The 14,202-nt window shown below is 45.3% G+C and carries 13 protein-coding genes; 3 read left to right on the plus strand and 10 right to left on the minus strand.

Annotated features, from left to right (window positions below; genetic code table 11):
• Nucleotides 1–59: 59 nt before the first annotated feature.
• Nucleotides 60–863: a glucosamine-6-phosphate deaminase gene (gene nagB, locus V1L52_RS02270; protein ID WP_428770681.1), complete on the minus strand. Its 804-nt coding sequence runs from the start codon at nt 861–863 to the stop codon at nt 60–62.
• A gap of 15 nt (nt 864–878) precedes the next feature.
• Entirely contained in the window at nt 879–2,051 is a 1,173-nt protein-coding gene (gene nagA, locus V1L52_RS02275) for an N-acetylglucosamine-6-phosphate deacetylase (protein ID WP_428770682.1), read from the minus strand.
• 189 nt (nt 2,052–2,240) lie between these two features.
• Between nagA and glpK the strand changes: the two genes are divergently transcribed.
• On the plus strand, nt 2,241–3,746 hold the full coding sequence (glpK, locus tag V1L52_RS02280; RefSeq protein ID WP_428770683.1) for a glycerol kinase GlpK: 1,506 nt from the start codon (nt 2,241–2,243) through the stop codon (nt 3,744–3,746).
• Between the two features lie 50 nt (nt 3,747–3,796).
• Here glpK and V1L52_RS02285 read toward each other — a convergent pair whose 3' ends face one another.
• From V1L52_RS02285 to V1L52_RS02300, 4 genes are all read right to left on the minus strand, one after another.
• On the minus strand, nt 3,797–5,707 hold the full coding sequence (locus V1L52_RS02285) for an IdeS/Mac family cysteine endopeptidase (RefSeq protein ID WP_428770684.1): 1,911 nt from the start codon (nt 5,705–5,707) through the stop codon (nt 3,797–3,799).
• 12 nt (nt 5,708–5,719) lie between these two features.
• On the minus strand, nt 5,720–6,685 hold the full coding sequence (locus V1L52_RS02290) for an InlB B-repeat-containing protein (RefSeq protein ID WP_428770685.1): 966 nt from the start codon (nt 6,683–6,685) through the stop codon (nt 5,720–5,722).
• Nucleotides 6,686–6,706: 21 nt separating this feature from the next.
• Complete coding sequence (locus tag V1L52_RS02295) at nt 6,707–8,272, minus strand: transglutaminase domain-containing protein (RefSeq protein WP_428770686.1); 1,566 nt, start codon at nt 8,270–8,272, stop codon at nt 6,707–6,709.
• A gap of 96 nt (nt 8,273–8,368) precedes the next feature.
• Complete coding sequence (locus V1L52_RS02300) at nt 8,369–9,886, minus strand: lipoprotein 17-related variable surface protein (RefSeq protein WP_428770687.1); 1,518 nt, start codon at nt 9,884–9,886, stop codon at nt 8,369–8,371.
• Nucleotides 9,887–10,081: 195 nt separating this feature from the next.
• Here V1L52_RS02300 and V1L52_RS02305 point away from each other — a divergent pair, with 195 nt between their 5' ends.
• Nucleotides 10,082–10,951: a hypothetical protein gene (locus tag V1L52_RS02305; protein ID WP_428770688.1), complete on the plus strand. Its 870-nt coding sequence runs from the start codon at nt 10,082–10,084 to the stop codon at nt 10,949–10,951.
• Between the two features lie 92 nt (nt 10,952–11,043).
• On the opposite strand, the gene V1L52_RS02310 is transcribed toward V1L52_RS02305, so the two are convergent.
• From V1L52_RS02310 to V1L52_RS02320, 3 genes are read right to left on the minus strand one after another with little or no spacing between them, the layout of a single operon-like run.
• The gene (locus V1L52_RS02310) at nt 11,044–11,382 is read right to left on the minus strand and encodes a hypothetical protein (protein ID WP_428770689.1); all 339 of its coding nucleotides are present in this window, start codon (nt 11,380–11,382) and stop codon (nt 11,044–11,046) included.
• Nucleotides 11,357–11,548 (minus strand): hypothetical protein, encoded by a 192-nt coding sequence (locus V1L52_RS02315; protein ID WP_428770690.1) that lies wholly within the window; start codon nt 11,546–11,548, stop codon nt 11,357–11,359. Before V1L52_RS02315 ends, V1L52_RS02310 begins: the two co-directional genes overlap by 26 nt.
• Nucleotides 11,520–11,825 carry a BrnT family toxin gene (locus V1L52_RS02320; protein ID WP_428770691.1) on the minus strand — a complete coding sequence of 102 codons (306 nt, stop codon included), beginning with the start codon at nt 11,823–11,825 and terminating at the stop codon, nt 11,520–11,522. The genes V1L52_RS02315 and V1L52_RS02320 overlap by 29 nt, the downstream gene beginning before the upstream one ends.
• Before the next feature lie 114 nt (nt 11,826–11,939).
• On the opposite strand from V1L52_RS02320, the gene V1L52_RS02325 reads away from it, so the two are divergent.
• The gene (locus tag V1L52_RS02325; protein ID WP_428770692.1) at nt 11,940–12,599 is read left to right on the plus strand and encodes an outer membrane beta-barrel protein; all 660 of its coding nucleotides are present in this window, start codon (nt 11,940–11,942) and stop codon (nt 12,597–12,599) included.
• Nucleotides 12,600–12,637: 38 nt separating this feature from the next.
• On the opposite strand, the gene V1L52_RS02330 is transcribed toward V1L52_RS02325, so the two are convergent.
• Complete coding sequence (locus V1L52_RS02330; RefSeq protein WP_428770693.1) at nt 12,638–14,194, minus strand: phenylalanine--tRNA ligase subunit alpha; 1,557 nt, start codon at nt 14,192–14,194, stop codon at nt 12,638–12,640.
• Nucleotides 14,195–14,202: the final 8 nt, after the last annotated feature.

Below are 14,202 nucleotides of genomic sequence, written 5' to 3' on the forward strand. Positions count from 1 at the left end.
TTTTACGGCTTGCCGTGCTATTGAAACGACCGCCGGAATATACCTTACGGCAGCGGCTTTTATAAGGAATTGTCCATATTCGCGGCTTCCATGTCTTTAAAATACTTTACCGTTGCGACCTTTAATTCATCGGTTGCGTCTTCATCGCATACAATAAGGGCCTTCGGATGCATTTGCAGGACGCTGATGGTCCACATTTGGCTTATGCCGCGTTCAACCGCATGGGCAAGGGCGCGTGCCTTGTTGTGGCCGCAAATCAGTACAAGCACTTCTTTTGCCGACGTAACGGTTCCGACGCCGACGGTCAATGCGGTGGCGGGCACCTGATTAACGTCTCCTCCGAAAAAGCGCGAGTTTACGATAATCGTATCGCGGGTTAAAGACTTTACGCGCGTGCGTGAACCTAAAGAAGAGCCGGGCTCGTTAAAGGCAAGGTGTCCGTCAACGCCTACACCGCCCAAAAAGAGATTGATTCCTCCGACATCGGCAATCGCTTTTTCGTACGCGGCACATTCGGCTTCCAAATCGTCTGCCATACCGTTCAAAATATGCACGTTTTCTGTTTTAATGTTTATGTGTTTAAAAAAGTTTTCCCACATAAAATAGTGATAACTTTGCGGATGGTTTGCAGGCAGGCCTACGTATTCATCCATATTGAATGTTACCACATGTTCAAAGCTGACCTTACCCGCCTTATTCAATTCGATAAGTTTTTTGTAGGTTCCCAACGGAGTGCTGCCGGTAGGAAGGCCGAGTACAAAGGGTTTTTTTGCCGTGGGAGTGTAATCGATAATCGCCTTTGCAATGTGATTTGCCGCCCATTCGGAGCAGCGGTCGTAGTCGTTTTGTATAACGAGTCTCATAATTCCTCCATAAAATTACAGTATATTTTTTTTAAAGCCGCCCCCGATAATGGAAGCAAGAATATTAAACTGCTTATCAAAGACGACAATGTCCGCATCATAGCCGGGGATAAGCATACCCTTTTTATTGTACCGCATAACGGATGCGGGTGTTGAAGAAGCCGCTCTGACCGCATCCGAAACGGAAAGCCCGAATTTTACAAGGTTTTTTACACCCTTTATCATCGTTAAAGAAGAACCCGCAATTACTCCGTCTATTGCGCGGTGAAAACAGCCGCCTTCATAGACCAGTTCTTCTCCGTTTGCAATAAGAGGCCCTGCTTCCTGTTCCGTCGGCGTCAATCCGTCGGTAACGAGCAGAATCTTTTCCAGCGGCTTATCGCGTGCAAGCAATTTGAACAAATCCGGATGTACGTGTATCCCGTCTGCGATTATCTCACAGGACATTTCAGGATGAATAAGCACGGCTCCTACGGCTCCCGGGTTTCGGTGATGCAGCTGGCTCATCGCGTTAAACAGGTGAGTGGAATGTAAAATACCGGCCTGCATACCTTCGACCATGTGCTGATATTCGGCATTCGTGTGGCCGGCCTGCATGACGATACCGCGTTCAAGACCGTATAAGGCAAGGTAACGCATACCTTTCAGTTCGGGTGCGACCGTCATATTAACGATATGTCCTTCCGAAGCTTGCCAAAGGCGCTCCATAAGGTCCATATCGACTGCGCGCACGGTTTCGGGTCTTTGTACGCCGAGTTTATCCGGCGAAATAAAGGGGCCTTCCATATGGATTCCCATAATATGGGCGCCGTTTTCTTTACCCATTGCTTTGACAATCTCTTTAATACTGCGCGTCATATCTTCTTCAGGTGCGGGGTAGAGGGTGGGGTTAAAAGCGGTTACCCCGTACTGCGCCAAATCTTTGGACATTTCAACCATCGCTTCGACGGAACAGTTATCGGTACCGTGCCCTTTAAACCCGTGGATATGGGTATCTATAAATCCCGGTGCAATATAAGCTTCTTCAACGTCAAAAATTCTGACGGAAGGATCGAATCTTTTTTGCAAAAAGCGGCGTTCCGAAAAAACCTCCGCGATTTTTCCGTCTTCAATAAGAACGGCACACTTTTCCATTTGTGAAAACCCGGTAAACAGGGTTCCGTTATGTAAACAAATCGATACAGCCATAACTTTGCTCCATAACACATAATATACTTCTTTCGCAGAAAAAAGTACAGCACAAAGCCCCTTAAATATGACGGTCGTTTTTTTTATTTTGACGGACTTTATGCTGAAAGCTGCGGAAAGAATATGCTTTTAGACCTATAAGATACGCATGCCCCTTGTAAAATTTTTATCCTGTGATACAATAGTAATATGGCAGATTATATATTGGCACTCGATCAGGGAACAACCGGTTCCCGTTGTATTTTGTACGATTCAAATGCGGTTCCTCTGCTTTCAAGCAGCCGGGAATTTACACAATATTATCCGCAGCCGGGCTGGGTTGAACATGATGCCGAAGAGCTTTTTCAATGTCAGCTGGATGTAATGAAAGATGTCGTTAAAAAAGCCGAACAAAGCTTGGGAATTGCGGCTTCGGACATCGCTGCGGCAGGCATAACAAACCAGCGGGAAACGGTGGTATTATGGGAAAAAGCGACAGGCAAACCCGTACACCGCGCCATCGTGTGGCAGTGCCGCAGAACCGCCCCCTTGTGCGAAAAACTGCGCAGCGAAGGCTTAAATGAGGTAATGCGCGAAAAAACCGGTCTTTTGCTTGACGCCTACTTTTCGGCGACAAAAATCAAGTGGCTTTTGGATAATGTGGACGGTTTGCACCGCCGTGCCGAAAACGGCGAAATCCTTGCAGGCACGATAGACACTTGGCTTATTTGGAAGCTCAGCGGCGGAAAAAGCCACGTTACCGATGTTACAAACGCAAGCCGCACTATGCTCTACAATATTTATGCCGGCGGCTGGGACCCCGACCTTTTAAAGCTCATGGACATACCTGAGTGTATGATGCCGCGTGTGGCCAATTCAAGCGAAGTGTATTGCTCAACCGATGCGGCCGTGTGCGGATTTTCGATTCCCCTTGCTTCGGCCGTCGGCGACCAACAGGCGGCCCTGTTCGGACAGGGGTGCTTTTATCCGGGGGACGTAAAAAACACTTACGGCACCGGCTGTTTTATGCTTATGAACACGGGAACAAAACCCGTTGTGTCCAAAAATAAACTTTTAACAACAATCGCCCTCGGTATAAACGATGAAGTTCAATATGCCCTGGAAGGCAGTATTTTTATGGGCGGCGCTACCATCAAATGGCTGCGCGACGAATTGGAATTGATTTCTTCCGCTCCGGAAATAGACCGTTTGGCCGAATCCGTGGAAGATTCCAACGGAGCTTACATCGTTCCGGCCTTTACGGGCTTGGGAACTCCCTATTGGGATATGTATGCCCGCGGTACGATAATAGGTCTTACGCGCGGCGTAAAAAAAGCCCATATATGCCGTGCGGTTTTGGAAGCGATTTGTTATCAGGTAAAAGACGTTATCGACTGTATGGAAGAAGATGCCGGACAGCGCGTTACTTCCTTGAAAGTAGACGGCGGTGCGAGCGTCAGCGATGTAATGCTGCAATTCCAAGCCGACATTATGAATACAAAGGTTTCGCGGCCTAAAAATGTCGAAACTACCGCCCTCGGTGCCGCTTTTTTAGCCGGTCTTGCAGTCGGTTTATGGAAGGATAAAGCGGACATTCTTGCGCACCGGCAAATCGACCGCGATTTTACGCCTGCGATGAGCGAAGAAAAACGGGAAGCCCTGTACCGCGGCTGGCAGCGTGCCGTGGAGCGTTCCCGGGGCTGGATCGAAAAATAAAAAAAGGCTGTCTGAAATGTTAAAGACTATTCAGACAGCCCTCTTTCTTATCAATAATTATTACTATCCAGCCATGTTTTAAATTGTTCTTTTGCCGATTTCATAACAGCCACTTCTTCAATGCGGGTGTCTCCCTTATCGTTCGGAGCAGCATAGTTTATTTTATGCGGTATTCCATCAGGATAATATACGCCGAACTTTACGATATGCGAGTTTCTGTCATTGGAATCGGAAGTCCACAGTTCAACGATGTTATCGTCTTCGTCAAAGACAACACCCCAAACGGTAACGACATGAAGCGGATCGATAATATTGGTTTTCGGCTTTATAACAACGGCAATAGCATGTCCGTCATTTAAAGCACCGTTTATCATATCTTCAAACTCTTTTTTGTTATGTGCGTAACGGACTTCTATCAGCTTGTTTAAATCTTCCTGTCCCGTAAATACGTCTTGCACAATACCGGGCGGAGCAATCTTTTGTGAACCGTTGGAAACGCCGCGTAAATACCAATTAACGGCGGTGTGTAACTGTAACCCGACATCGCCGTACCCGTTGCGGAATACATTTGCAATGCTGCTTTTATCTTTTTCGCCCATATCGCCTAAACCGCCCTTGTATTCGCCCGTGTAATATGAATATTCGTCTTTATCGGACGTAATTCCTTTTTTTTGCATGTAGCGGTCAAGGTTGTCCTTGTTTTCCCGTATCCACCAATGTAAAAGGTCGGAGGTAGACATTGCCCAGCACATATTGGCATCCGTAACCGAACGATAGTTTTGCGTGTAGCGGAGCTTGCGGGCATTAAACCATGTGGTATGTGCCGTTTCTTCCCATTTGCGGTAACGCACATCAGTTCCCGTTTCGGTTTTAATTTCGCCTTCCGCCGGAGGTGTAATGCCGTGCACCCACTTTGTAATAAGCTTGGGGTCAACGAGGTTTGGCGTTTGGGTAATGGTCAGCGTGTGTACTGTTTTTTGTTGTTGCTTTCCTCGTCTAACCGGTTCTATTTTTGAAACAGTCAGCGAAACCGTTCTGGGCACGGGCGCTTTATTTTCTGAGATACGGAGCGTAAGCGTTTCTTTTTTTGTATTTTCGCCTGCTTTTTCCACAGTCAGCCAAGGTACTACAGGATTAACCGTCAGCACATACTTGGTACTGTTATATTTTTTTCCAATAGCGAGCGTTTCGGTAAAAGCATCGCGGCTGTGTTTTATTTCCGTTTTACCTTCAACCGTAAAGGTATAATCGTCTTTAATGTTAAAGTACACAGTGTACTCGCGTCCGTTTGACGCTTTTGCCGCGATTTCGGCACTTCCGATACCGTTTACCGTAATAATTCCTTCGGAGGTAACGGAAACAGCGCCTTTTTTTACCTCGTATTGAAGGGTTTTGTCCGAAGCATCCGGCGGGTCGAAAACGGGGATAAGCCGGTACGGTTTATTCAGTTCAAGATTCATAGAATACGTTATCGCAAATTCCGTACCGTCTTGCGTATCTTTTCCCTTAAAAGTTATATTTTTGACGGGAACCGTACCTTGGCCGGAAGATGCCGGCGGTTGTCCCGAAGACGGCTTTTGTTTAAACGAAACCTTTACCGACGTATCGGATGTAAGTTTTACCGTGGCGGTTAAATCGCCTTCGTTTCTTCCCGATATTATCGTGCCGCCGGTAACATTCCAGTCTGCAACAAGGTAGCCTTCTCCCGGCTCAGCGGTAAAAACGGCGGTTTTGCCGCTTACGGCTTTTGCACCGGATGCAATGCTTTTTCCGTCAACCGCCGCCTTAAGCCGGCCGCCTCCGCCTTCAACTCCGAATTGTACCGTATGCCGGACTTTTAACGGCTCCGGCTTTATATGGGCGGAACATCCGAGTGTCAAAACCGAAATAAGGACGGACACTCCGAAAAGGTTAAAAAAAAGCCGAACACCTGATATATGTTTTTTTGTATATTGTTTCATAGTATAATCCGTTTAACGTATAAAATTATCCTTATTAAAGGTAACGTTTATAGTTGCCGTTTGATTTTCCAGCTTTAAACCCTGTACTGTTACATTTTCTAACTGTATTTCCCAGTCGGCGGGAAGCGGTAACTGCGGTATGGATGTAAACTTTATTGACCCGCTGCCGCCTTGATTTGCTAGAAAAGACAGGGTTTTGGTACTAGGCTCATAGCGCATCCGTCCATACTTAGACGCTCCTATTCCCGATGAGCTCTCAAAAACAGTAAGAGTATTACCGTCACTTATTATCAGATGGAATTTTTTCCAGCTTCCGGATTTATCTTTCAGTATGCCTGCCGCCTCCCAGTTAGTATTTTCAATAAGATATTTCTGAAACTGTACCTTAACGTCAGTGGTATTTTTTACGGTCAGTTCGGCGGTTTTTTTATCTGGCGATACCTTTAAATCTTCGCCGCTCCATCCAAATATATAATACCCCTTACCGGCTTTTGACGGTGTTGCGGTAAACATAATTTCCGTTCCTTCGTCTACTTTGGCTCCGCGTATAACGGTCGCCCCGTTGTCCTTTCTTCTTGCGGTAATCTCACCGCCCTCCGAAGGTTCGGCACTAAAGGTTATCGTACGCTGTTGAGCCGCCGTAAAGGTTACCTTTACATCGGTGTTGCCCGTTACGGTAAGCGTTACCGTTTTTGTACCGGCAGCGGCGGTTAAACCTTCCCATTTTTCCACTTTGAAACCGTCTTTCGGAGTTGCGGTAAAAATAATTTTTGTTCCTTCATATATTTGCTCTCCGCTTGTAATTGAATTGCCGCCGCCGGTTTTCGCCGTGAGAGTTCCGCCTGCACCCGCTTCAAATTTGACTGTGTATTGCTTGGGCGGTGCAGAAGGCTTTGACTCATTGGGGCAGCCTGTTAAAAAAAATAAAACTGAAACTAAAACTCCCGCGCCTATTAACTGTGTTTTAATTTTTTTCATATTAAAATCTCCTTAAAAATATTATTTATAACTGTAATTTTTGCGCATATCGCGTAATATGTTATACAAGTTTTCCGCTTCATTATCGGATACATCCGCTTGGTTTACCAGTTTTTCCGCTTTTTTTATGGTTTCGGTAAATTTTTTGCGGTTTTCGGCTTGGGGCGTAAAATAATCCTCATTACCGTGATAGTATGCGTCTTTCATTTTTGAAAGCATAAGTTCTCCGCGTAAAGCGTTTTTTCCTCTTTTAACGGTGAGTTTATCGTCTTCCCCTACCAAAGATGTATTTTCCAGCACTTGGGCAAAAAGGATTTCCGCATGTTTTTGTACATTGCCCCCGCTGTAGCCGATACTGTAAATATAGTCGTTTTTAGGCTGTGCGGGATCGGTATTGATAAAATACAAGCCGCTTTTTCCGAGTTCCAGCCGTTTGTATGCATAATTGTTTAGCTTATTTTTCAATGTATACAGAGCGGTCTTTTCACTTCCGTCAAAGCGGCTTTTATATATTGTTTTATCGGTATGAGAAAGCCAGTACCAAAAACCTTCGTGATAAAGCGGGGGTGTTTTTTCATCGCCGCGTCTGAAAATCCCGCCGGAGGAATCGTATTTTGTGTCGGTACAAGCTTCGGTGTAAGACTGCGCTCCCGGACGAAGATGACCGAGAACACCGTAAAACATAGTGTCCGACGTTAAAAAATATGTTCCGAACGAATGTGAACGCGCCTTTTTCGACGCTTCGGCATTATCGTCCCATGTCAGATCCGAATTATACCAATTGCCGTCTATTTGCACCTTGTTCCACATATGTCCTTGAGGATCGTTCGGGGAAGGGCCGTCTACAAAATCGCTTTCAATGCCTATTCCGCGTAAAAGTCTTCTGTACGCAAGGCTGTAGCCTTGACAAATCGCCTTGCCGTCTATCAAAGCTCCGAAGGTGTCCGCCGAATGCATTCCGTCGTTATATTCGGTTTTTTCGGCAAGCGCATTATGCAGCGTATAGGCTATTTCGGCATCGGTCATCGGTTCGCGCAAATGCCCGTAAAAGGCTTCAACACCCGCTTCAAGCCGAGCGAAGTACCGTTCAAGCGAGTGCGGATACACCTTATAATCAAAACGGTATTTGGTAAGTTCGTTTTCGTTGTGCGGGTTGTAATTATAAGCGATACCGCCGTCTTCGACTATGTGAAACACAAACGGATACCGCCTTAAAAATTCATTATACAAGGCCTTATGTTCTTCATTTTCCCTGCCGCAGCCGATAGCGAATTCGCTTACATCCGCGTCCGTTTCAAAGCGGAGCACGGCATTCAGCATACGCTCAAAGATGATTTTTTTACGCTCTTCTTCCGTACCCGTAAAAGGCGGTTTTGCAGGAAGCGTTCCGCTTTCAGGGCGGGGAAGGATTTCTTTATTTTCCGCAAGGGGCGGCACGCTTTTTTTATGAGAAAAATGCGGTTCACGGTGCTTGTCTATTCCCGCAGGACAGCTGCAAAGCAAAAGCCCCCCGATACAGATTCCCGTACACGCGATAAACCGCTTATATGCTTTTATGTTACCGTATTTTTTGTTTCCGTATTTCAAATATAAAAAAACTCCTTCGCAATTACGGATTATGTCCTAAAAAAGGCCGTGTTGTCATTTCGACAATCTTGCCGCCGCACAGCTCCATACTCACCTTTAATTCCCGATGACATATTCCGGACTTACTTCCAAATCGATTCCTTCGCCGCTGCCGGTAAACTGTATATGCATTTTGAGTTTATCGCTTCCGCTTTCTTTATTCAACGATATCTGTTCAATAAAGATATCGGCTCCGTCGGCACATTTAGAAAAGAATATAGGTGCGTTAAAAGCTAAAACTTCTTCAGGTTCTTTTCCGTTTACCTTAAAAGTACAGTATGCCGTTGTTTTAAAAGGATTATTAACCTTGTATACATGTTTCTTTAGGTTTGAATCATATTCAGAGCGTAAAAACGGATAATTGTTCAAGGGTCTTTGCTTCCATTTATTTCCTGCCTGTGCATCAGCAGTTAATTGTATCTTAAAGTTAAAAAGGGTTCCGGCATTTTCTTTTGTTACCGTTCTAAAGCCTGTTCTTTTTGCTTCTTTTATCGCAACAATAGGATACGGCATGTAGTCTCCGTCCAGCATTGCCTCTATTTGCTCTTCCTCAGCTATACAATATTCTATTTCAAGCGAGCCGGTGTAGTCGTCTGCCTTTATCCCGCCCAGTCTCGGCTTGTATACCGAAGCCCCTATATCCATCTTAAAATGTCCGCCGGCTTTTTTATAGCGGTCAACTATCTCTTGTATTGCCGGATCATCTAAAAGAGAACCCGCTCCGCCGGGCGTTCTGTTAAGATGTTTGGTAAAGGCGTAATACGTAGAAGCAAATGCGTCAGGATATACTTTCAGAAAACTGTCGTCCGTTTTTCCGATAATATACCTAAACACATCTTCTTTCGAAAAATAGGGCTTTGTAAGGTCGGTTCCCAAGCGTGCAAATAAAGCACTTCTATCCGTTTCCGTTGAAGTTTCACTGCCGCCCGCCTCTTTTTTTAAGTATTTAACCTTATATTCGGGTTTTATTTTTATTTTATCGCCGTTTTTTTCCAATGCCGCCGCTAAACTGTAACGGTCATGAACTCCCAAGCTGAGAGAGCCGATATTATCATCACTGAAAGACAGCTTTTTTAAAAGAGCGGAGTTGCCGGCCGCATCCGAAATAAAGGTATCCACTGTTTTGTTGTGTTCTATAGCGTCCGAAAAATCCAATTCCGCTTCACTGAGCGAAGGAAAAATCTTTGCATAGGGATTTTCGAAGCCCGTAAGGGTTAATTCTTTTTCAAATTCTTTTCCCGTGAGTCCCTTTGTGCCCTTTACTTTTACGGTAAAAGTACCCTTTTCATCGTCATAGGCAAGGGCTTCGGTTTCGGTGAAGGTGAATTGTCCTTTTTTTTGTCCGGCCGAATCGGCTATTTTTTTTGCCGCATCGGAGGCGGTGATTTTAGTTCGTGTCAAAGAAAAAAGCATGCTTAATTCACGTTCGGAAATACCGTTTATCTGTGACAGATCCGCATCGGCAGCGTTCCCCGTGTGCGGCGCAGCGCTTTGTCTGATACTCGGCTGTTCACAGGAAACAAGCAGAATTGCGTATAGGCACACTACGGCCGTTACGTTTAATATTTTTTTCATAGCGATTACTCCTTGTATTTTAAAATGAATATTTTGTAATACTTATATTATAACATATAATAGTATAAAAATCAATGTTTTGCTCTTTTTTGAGGCTATGATATATAAGTTTGTTATTGTCTTGGTTTTTGCTTTACGCCCGTTTTTATCTTGAGATCTCTTTTTTTTAGTTTATAATTCTATAGGAGTAATATGATGAAAAACATTAAAACTGCGGTTTTTTTCAGCCTCTGTGTACTGTTGTTGTACACCGCCTGTCCCCATAATGAGCGGCCCGGCCCCGGCATCAACCCCGGCTCACAGGATTCCGCGCCCTATGTCGAAGGCGGTATTTCGCTGGTAGTAAGTCGGGATAAAAAGACGATAGAGCTTACGGTAAAGGCTTCCGGCTCTTCAAATATTGTACTTGAAGGAGCCGAACCAAGCAGTGTAACTAATAATTTCTCCGGTCCTGTAACGGTAAAAGACAGAGTTCTTATTCTAAAACCGTCTGCAGGGGAACAGCCTATCGAATTTTCTTGTACCGATCAAAAAATCATGCGCATTAATGCCTCAGGATGTAAAACGCTTACAAGTTTAATCTGCAATGGAAATCTGCTGGACACGCTCAAAGTGCACACCGAAGCAAAACTGACGCATGTAACTTGTAGCGAGAACAGGCTTACAAACTTTGATGCCCGATTTTGCAAAGAACTGGTAAGCCTTGAATGCGGAAACAACAAGCTGACATCGCTCGACCTCAGCGGGTTAAACTACTTGACTAAAGCGGATTGTTGGCAAAATAATCTTACCGAACTTAAGCTGACCGGCTGTACCGCTTTAAAACAAATAGAGTGTTATAACAACGACTTGAAGGAAAACGCCTTTATCGCGCTTTTAAATGCGCTGCCGGATAGAACTTCCGCCGGAACGGAGGGGAAGGCCGTATTGTACAAAGAAGGCGAAACGGGTAATGTAACCGATTTTACAACACCGGAAGCTTTGACAAATGCAGTCGCCGCTGCTACAAATAACAATTGGAAATTGTACAAAAAAACCGATACGGAACCGGGAGAAGAAATATAGGACACCGCCAAACCCCGGCCGGCTTTTAGACAAGACAAACCGGGATTTTATCGTTTTGCCGCAGTGCTGCCGGAAAGCTTTGCGTCTTTATATTACACTTCCGAATCGCCGTCTTCGGAAAAGGTTTCTTCGGTATGAGAAGAAGAACCGGGCCGGGCTTTTTCACGCAAAAGCAATAAGTCCTGAATCTCTTTTCCCGCCCGTACGGACGAAAAATGTCCGAACACGCCGACTGCGATTACCCCGGCTAAAATCGCACCCATGGCAAAATAAAACCACAGAGGGGGTGTTCCCTCCCTGATACTCTTCCATGCGTTGTAGCCTAAAAATACGGCGACGAGTACACAAATATTGCGGTTACGCTCCAAGCCTTTTTTCTTTTGTTCAAGGGCCGCAGCGCGTTCATTAAATTCGGTTTCTGTCATAGACATATTTTTTCTTATATTCTCCTGATGCTGTATTTTTATTATCCTTCCGATTTTTTAAATATCCGGTTTCCCATTGTTCTTCCGTAATTTCGGGAATATCGGATAAATCAATTTTGCGGGACTTTATTTCGGCTATACGTTCAAGCGTTAAAGTTTTGCCTGTTTGCATAATATCTTTTTTCCTCCGCTTTTGTTGCAGCACGGGCCGAAATCAATCTTATTTTTTTTCGCTCCGTGTAACAGGCGGTAATAACTAAAATACCTCCTGTTTCTCCTATTCCTATAAAACGTTCTTCAAGAGCGGTAGAATGAGCTTCATCATATATTTCGTAAAAAAAAGGATCGTCAAATATTTCCAGAATTTCTTCAAAACCGAAACCGTGCTTTTGTCTGTTGATTTCGTTTTTTTCAGAATCCCATTCAAAACGCCCGTGTTTTTCCGTCATTCCGGTGTTAATACTAGCACCCTTTACGGATGGCGTCAAGGTTTATTTAATTTGACATTTGAAAAATCATGACCTATACTTTAAACGAATACATGCTTATTAAGGAGTATTATTATGAAAAAAATCATAGCTTTGCTCCTCTTGTTTTGCCTAGGCAGTGTCCTTGTTTTTGCCGTGGATTACGGTATAGGTTTTTTTACCGATTTTAACTATCAGTATGCCGATTGGAAAGCCGTTTTTCCGGTTCAAACCTTTAAAGATTCGCAAAAAATCGGTTTTTGGGGAATTAAATCCTTTATAGATGTGCAGTATGCGGTTATAAACTTCGGTATAAAGGGTTCGGTTACAAAAACGGATTTAAGAGATTTGTATACGGGACTGGTACTGCGGCCGGATATTTCAACCGTGTACATGACGCTCGGTGTTTTGGGGAAATATCCTTTTAAACTGAAATCGATACGTCTTTTTCCGCAGGCGGGATTTGAGGGCGATTTTATTTTTTCTTATAAAGAGGGCGGTACGAATTTTGAAGTCAATACCGCCGCCCAAGAGGATTGGAACAGGCATTGGTTCGATTTCGGCTTGGGAGCGGATATTCCCGTCGGAAAAAGCGGAAAGCTTTTTTTACGGCCGCAGACACTGTTCGGCTTGGCTTTAAATAAACCGGCATACATAAAAAAGGCGAAAGCCGATGTCGAAGCTGCAGGCGGTTCTTTTTCGTACAACAGCTTTAGGTTTAATATCGGCTTGGGCGCTTTTTTTCAAATCAATTAAGCACGGATATCTTTCCGCCTCTTGCCGGCGTTTTAAGCTTAATACACGGCGCGGCGCAGGCGGGTTTGCTCGATGTCCGTACTGAATAAATCGCGCAAATCGTTGATTCCCAATGCCATAAGCGCCATGCGGTCTATTCCGATACCCCATGCGAGAACGGGAACGTCTACTCCCATCGAGCGGGTTACTTCGGGGCGGAAAATGCCGGAGCCGCCCAGTTCAAACCAGCCCAAAACGGGGTGTTTGATATGGACTTCAACCGAGGGTTCCGTAAAGGGGAAGTAGCCGGGAACGTATTTTACGTCCGTGGCGCCCGCGATTTCGACGGCGAACATTTCCAAAAAGCCCAAAAGGGTTTTTAAGTTTACGTCTTCGCCGAGGACTATTCCTTCCGTTTGATAAAAGTCGGACAAGTGGGTGGCGTCAACCTTATCGTAGCGGAAACAGCGGGCTATGCCGAAGTATTTTCCGGGAACGGAGGCTTTTGCAAGCTGATGAGCCGACAAAACCGTTCCCTGGCTGCGTAAAATAAGGCGGCGGGTAAAATCGCGGTCAAAGCTGTAGTTCCAGCCGCGGCTTCCGGTATCGCCGCCCGTTTCATGCGCCGAAGCCACGTTCGACAAAAAGGGCTCGTCTATTTTTTTTGCATACTGCGGATTTTTTATATAATACACGTCATGAATATCGCGGGCGGCGTGAAACTGCGGCATAAACAGGGCATCGCTGTTCCAAAATTCGGTTTCCACAAGGGGCCCGTCGAATTCTTCAAAGCCCAAAGACGCAAGCTTGTCTTTTACGCTTTCCAAAAAGGACACGTAGGCGCTTGCGCGGCCGGGAATGACACGGGCAGGCGGAATACTTATATTGTATGAGCGGAAACTCGCATTTTTCCATTCGCCCGTTGCAAGAATTTTAGGACTTAAAGCGCCGATTTCCGAGCCGGTAATACCCGCCTGTTTTAAAGCCTGCGAAACCGCGGCCGCTTCATCGGCAAGTTTATATACAACCGTTTCGCGTTCGACAATGCGGAAAGCGGCATCGGATGCGCCGCGTTTTTTGGCGGCCGACGCGATAATCTTTACTTCATCGGCGCTTAAAGCATCCTGATCCAAAAGGCGGCTTTCGGCTTCATAGGCTTTTTTAATAAGAGATGCCATAAGTTTAACGCTTTCGGGCAGGTCGGGCGCTTTAACGACGGCTTTTTTATCTTCGTCCATCGCCAAAGCACCTTCTTTTGAAAGCATACCGAATGCGCTTCCGACATCTTTATTTTCCAACCGGAGGATAGATGCGATTTCGGGCAAGCTTAAAGCGCCCCTTTCTTTTACGCAGTTAAAAATACGCTCGGCCGGCTGACCTTCCGTGTAAAAAAGAATGCCCAATTCGGTCAATTCGTAATAGGTTTGGGGCTTGCGGCTGGCCACAACAGCCAACGCTTTGCCCGAAAGCCATGAAAAAGCCTGATTTGCGTGCCCTTCTTTATAGCCGAGTTCTTTTTGAAGGCGCGCGGCCGTCAATTCGTCGTTTGCCGTATACGACAGCAATACCTTTACTTCAAGCGGGTGAAGATTTTTTATGAGTCCCTGTATATCCATGTCCGTAA

This window comes from Treponema sp. HNW, from assembly GCF_050320395.1.
GTDB lineage: Bacteria > Spirochaetota > Spirochaetia > Treponematales > Treponemataceae > Treponema_C.

Excerpts from the sequence above, each read along its gene's own strand:
- V1L52_RS02310 (WP_428770689.1), bottom strand. The coding sequence starts at position 11,382 with ATGTCTATGACAGAAACCGAATTTAATGAACGCGCTGCGGCCCTTGAA.
- V1L52_RS02300 (WP_428770687.1), bottom strand. The coding sequence starts at position 9,886 with ATGAAAAAAATATTAAACGTAACGGCCGTAGTGTGCCTATACGCAATT.
- V1L52_RS02320 (WP_428770691.1), bottom strand. The coding sequence starts at position 11,825 with ATGACGGAAAAACACGGGCGTTTTGAATGGGATTCTGAAAAAAACGAA.
- glpK (WP_428770683.1), top strand. The coding sequence starts at position 2,241 with ATGGCAGATTATATATTGGCACTCGATCAGGGAACAACCGGTTCCCGT.
- nagB (WP_428770681.1), bottom strand. The coding sequence starts at position 863 with ATGAGACTCGTTATACAAAACGACTACGACCGCTGCTCCGAATGGGCG.
- V1L52_RS02305 (WP_428770688.1), top strand. The coding sequence starts at position 10,082 with ATGAAAAACATTAAAACTGCGGTTTTTTTCAGCCTCTGTGTACTGTTG.
- V1L52_RS02290 (WP_428770685.1), bottom strand. The coding sequence starts at position 6,685 with ATGAAAAAAATTAAAACACAGTTAATAGGCGCGGGAGTTTTAGTTTCA.
- nagA (WP_428770682.1), bottom strand. The coding sequence starts at position 2,051 with ATGGCTGTATCGATTTGTTTACATAACGGAACCCTGTTTACCGGGTTT.
- V1L52_RS02330 (WP_428770693.1), bottom strand. The coding sequence starts at position 14,194 with ATGGATATACAGGGACTCATAAAAAATCTTCACCCGCTTGAAGTAAAG.
- V1L52_RS02315 (WP_428770690.1), bottom strand. The coding sequence starts at position 11,548 with ATGCAAACAGGCAAAACTTTAACGCTTGAACGTATAGCCGAAATAAAG.
- V1L52_RS02285 (WP_428770684.1), bottom strand. The coding sequence starts at position 5,707 with ATGAAACAATATACAAAAAAACATATATCAGGTGTTCGGCTTTTTTTT.
- V1L52_RS02325 (WP_428770692.1), top strand. The coding sequence starts at position 11,940 with ATGAAAAAAATCATAGCTTTGCTCCTCTTGTTTTGCCTAGGCAGTGTC.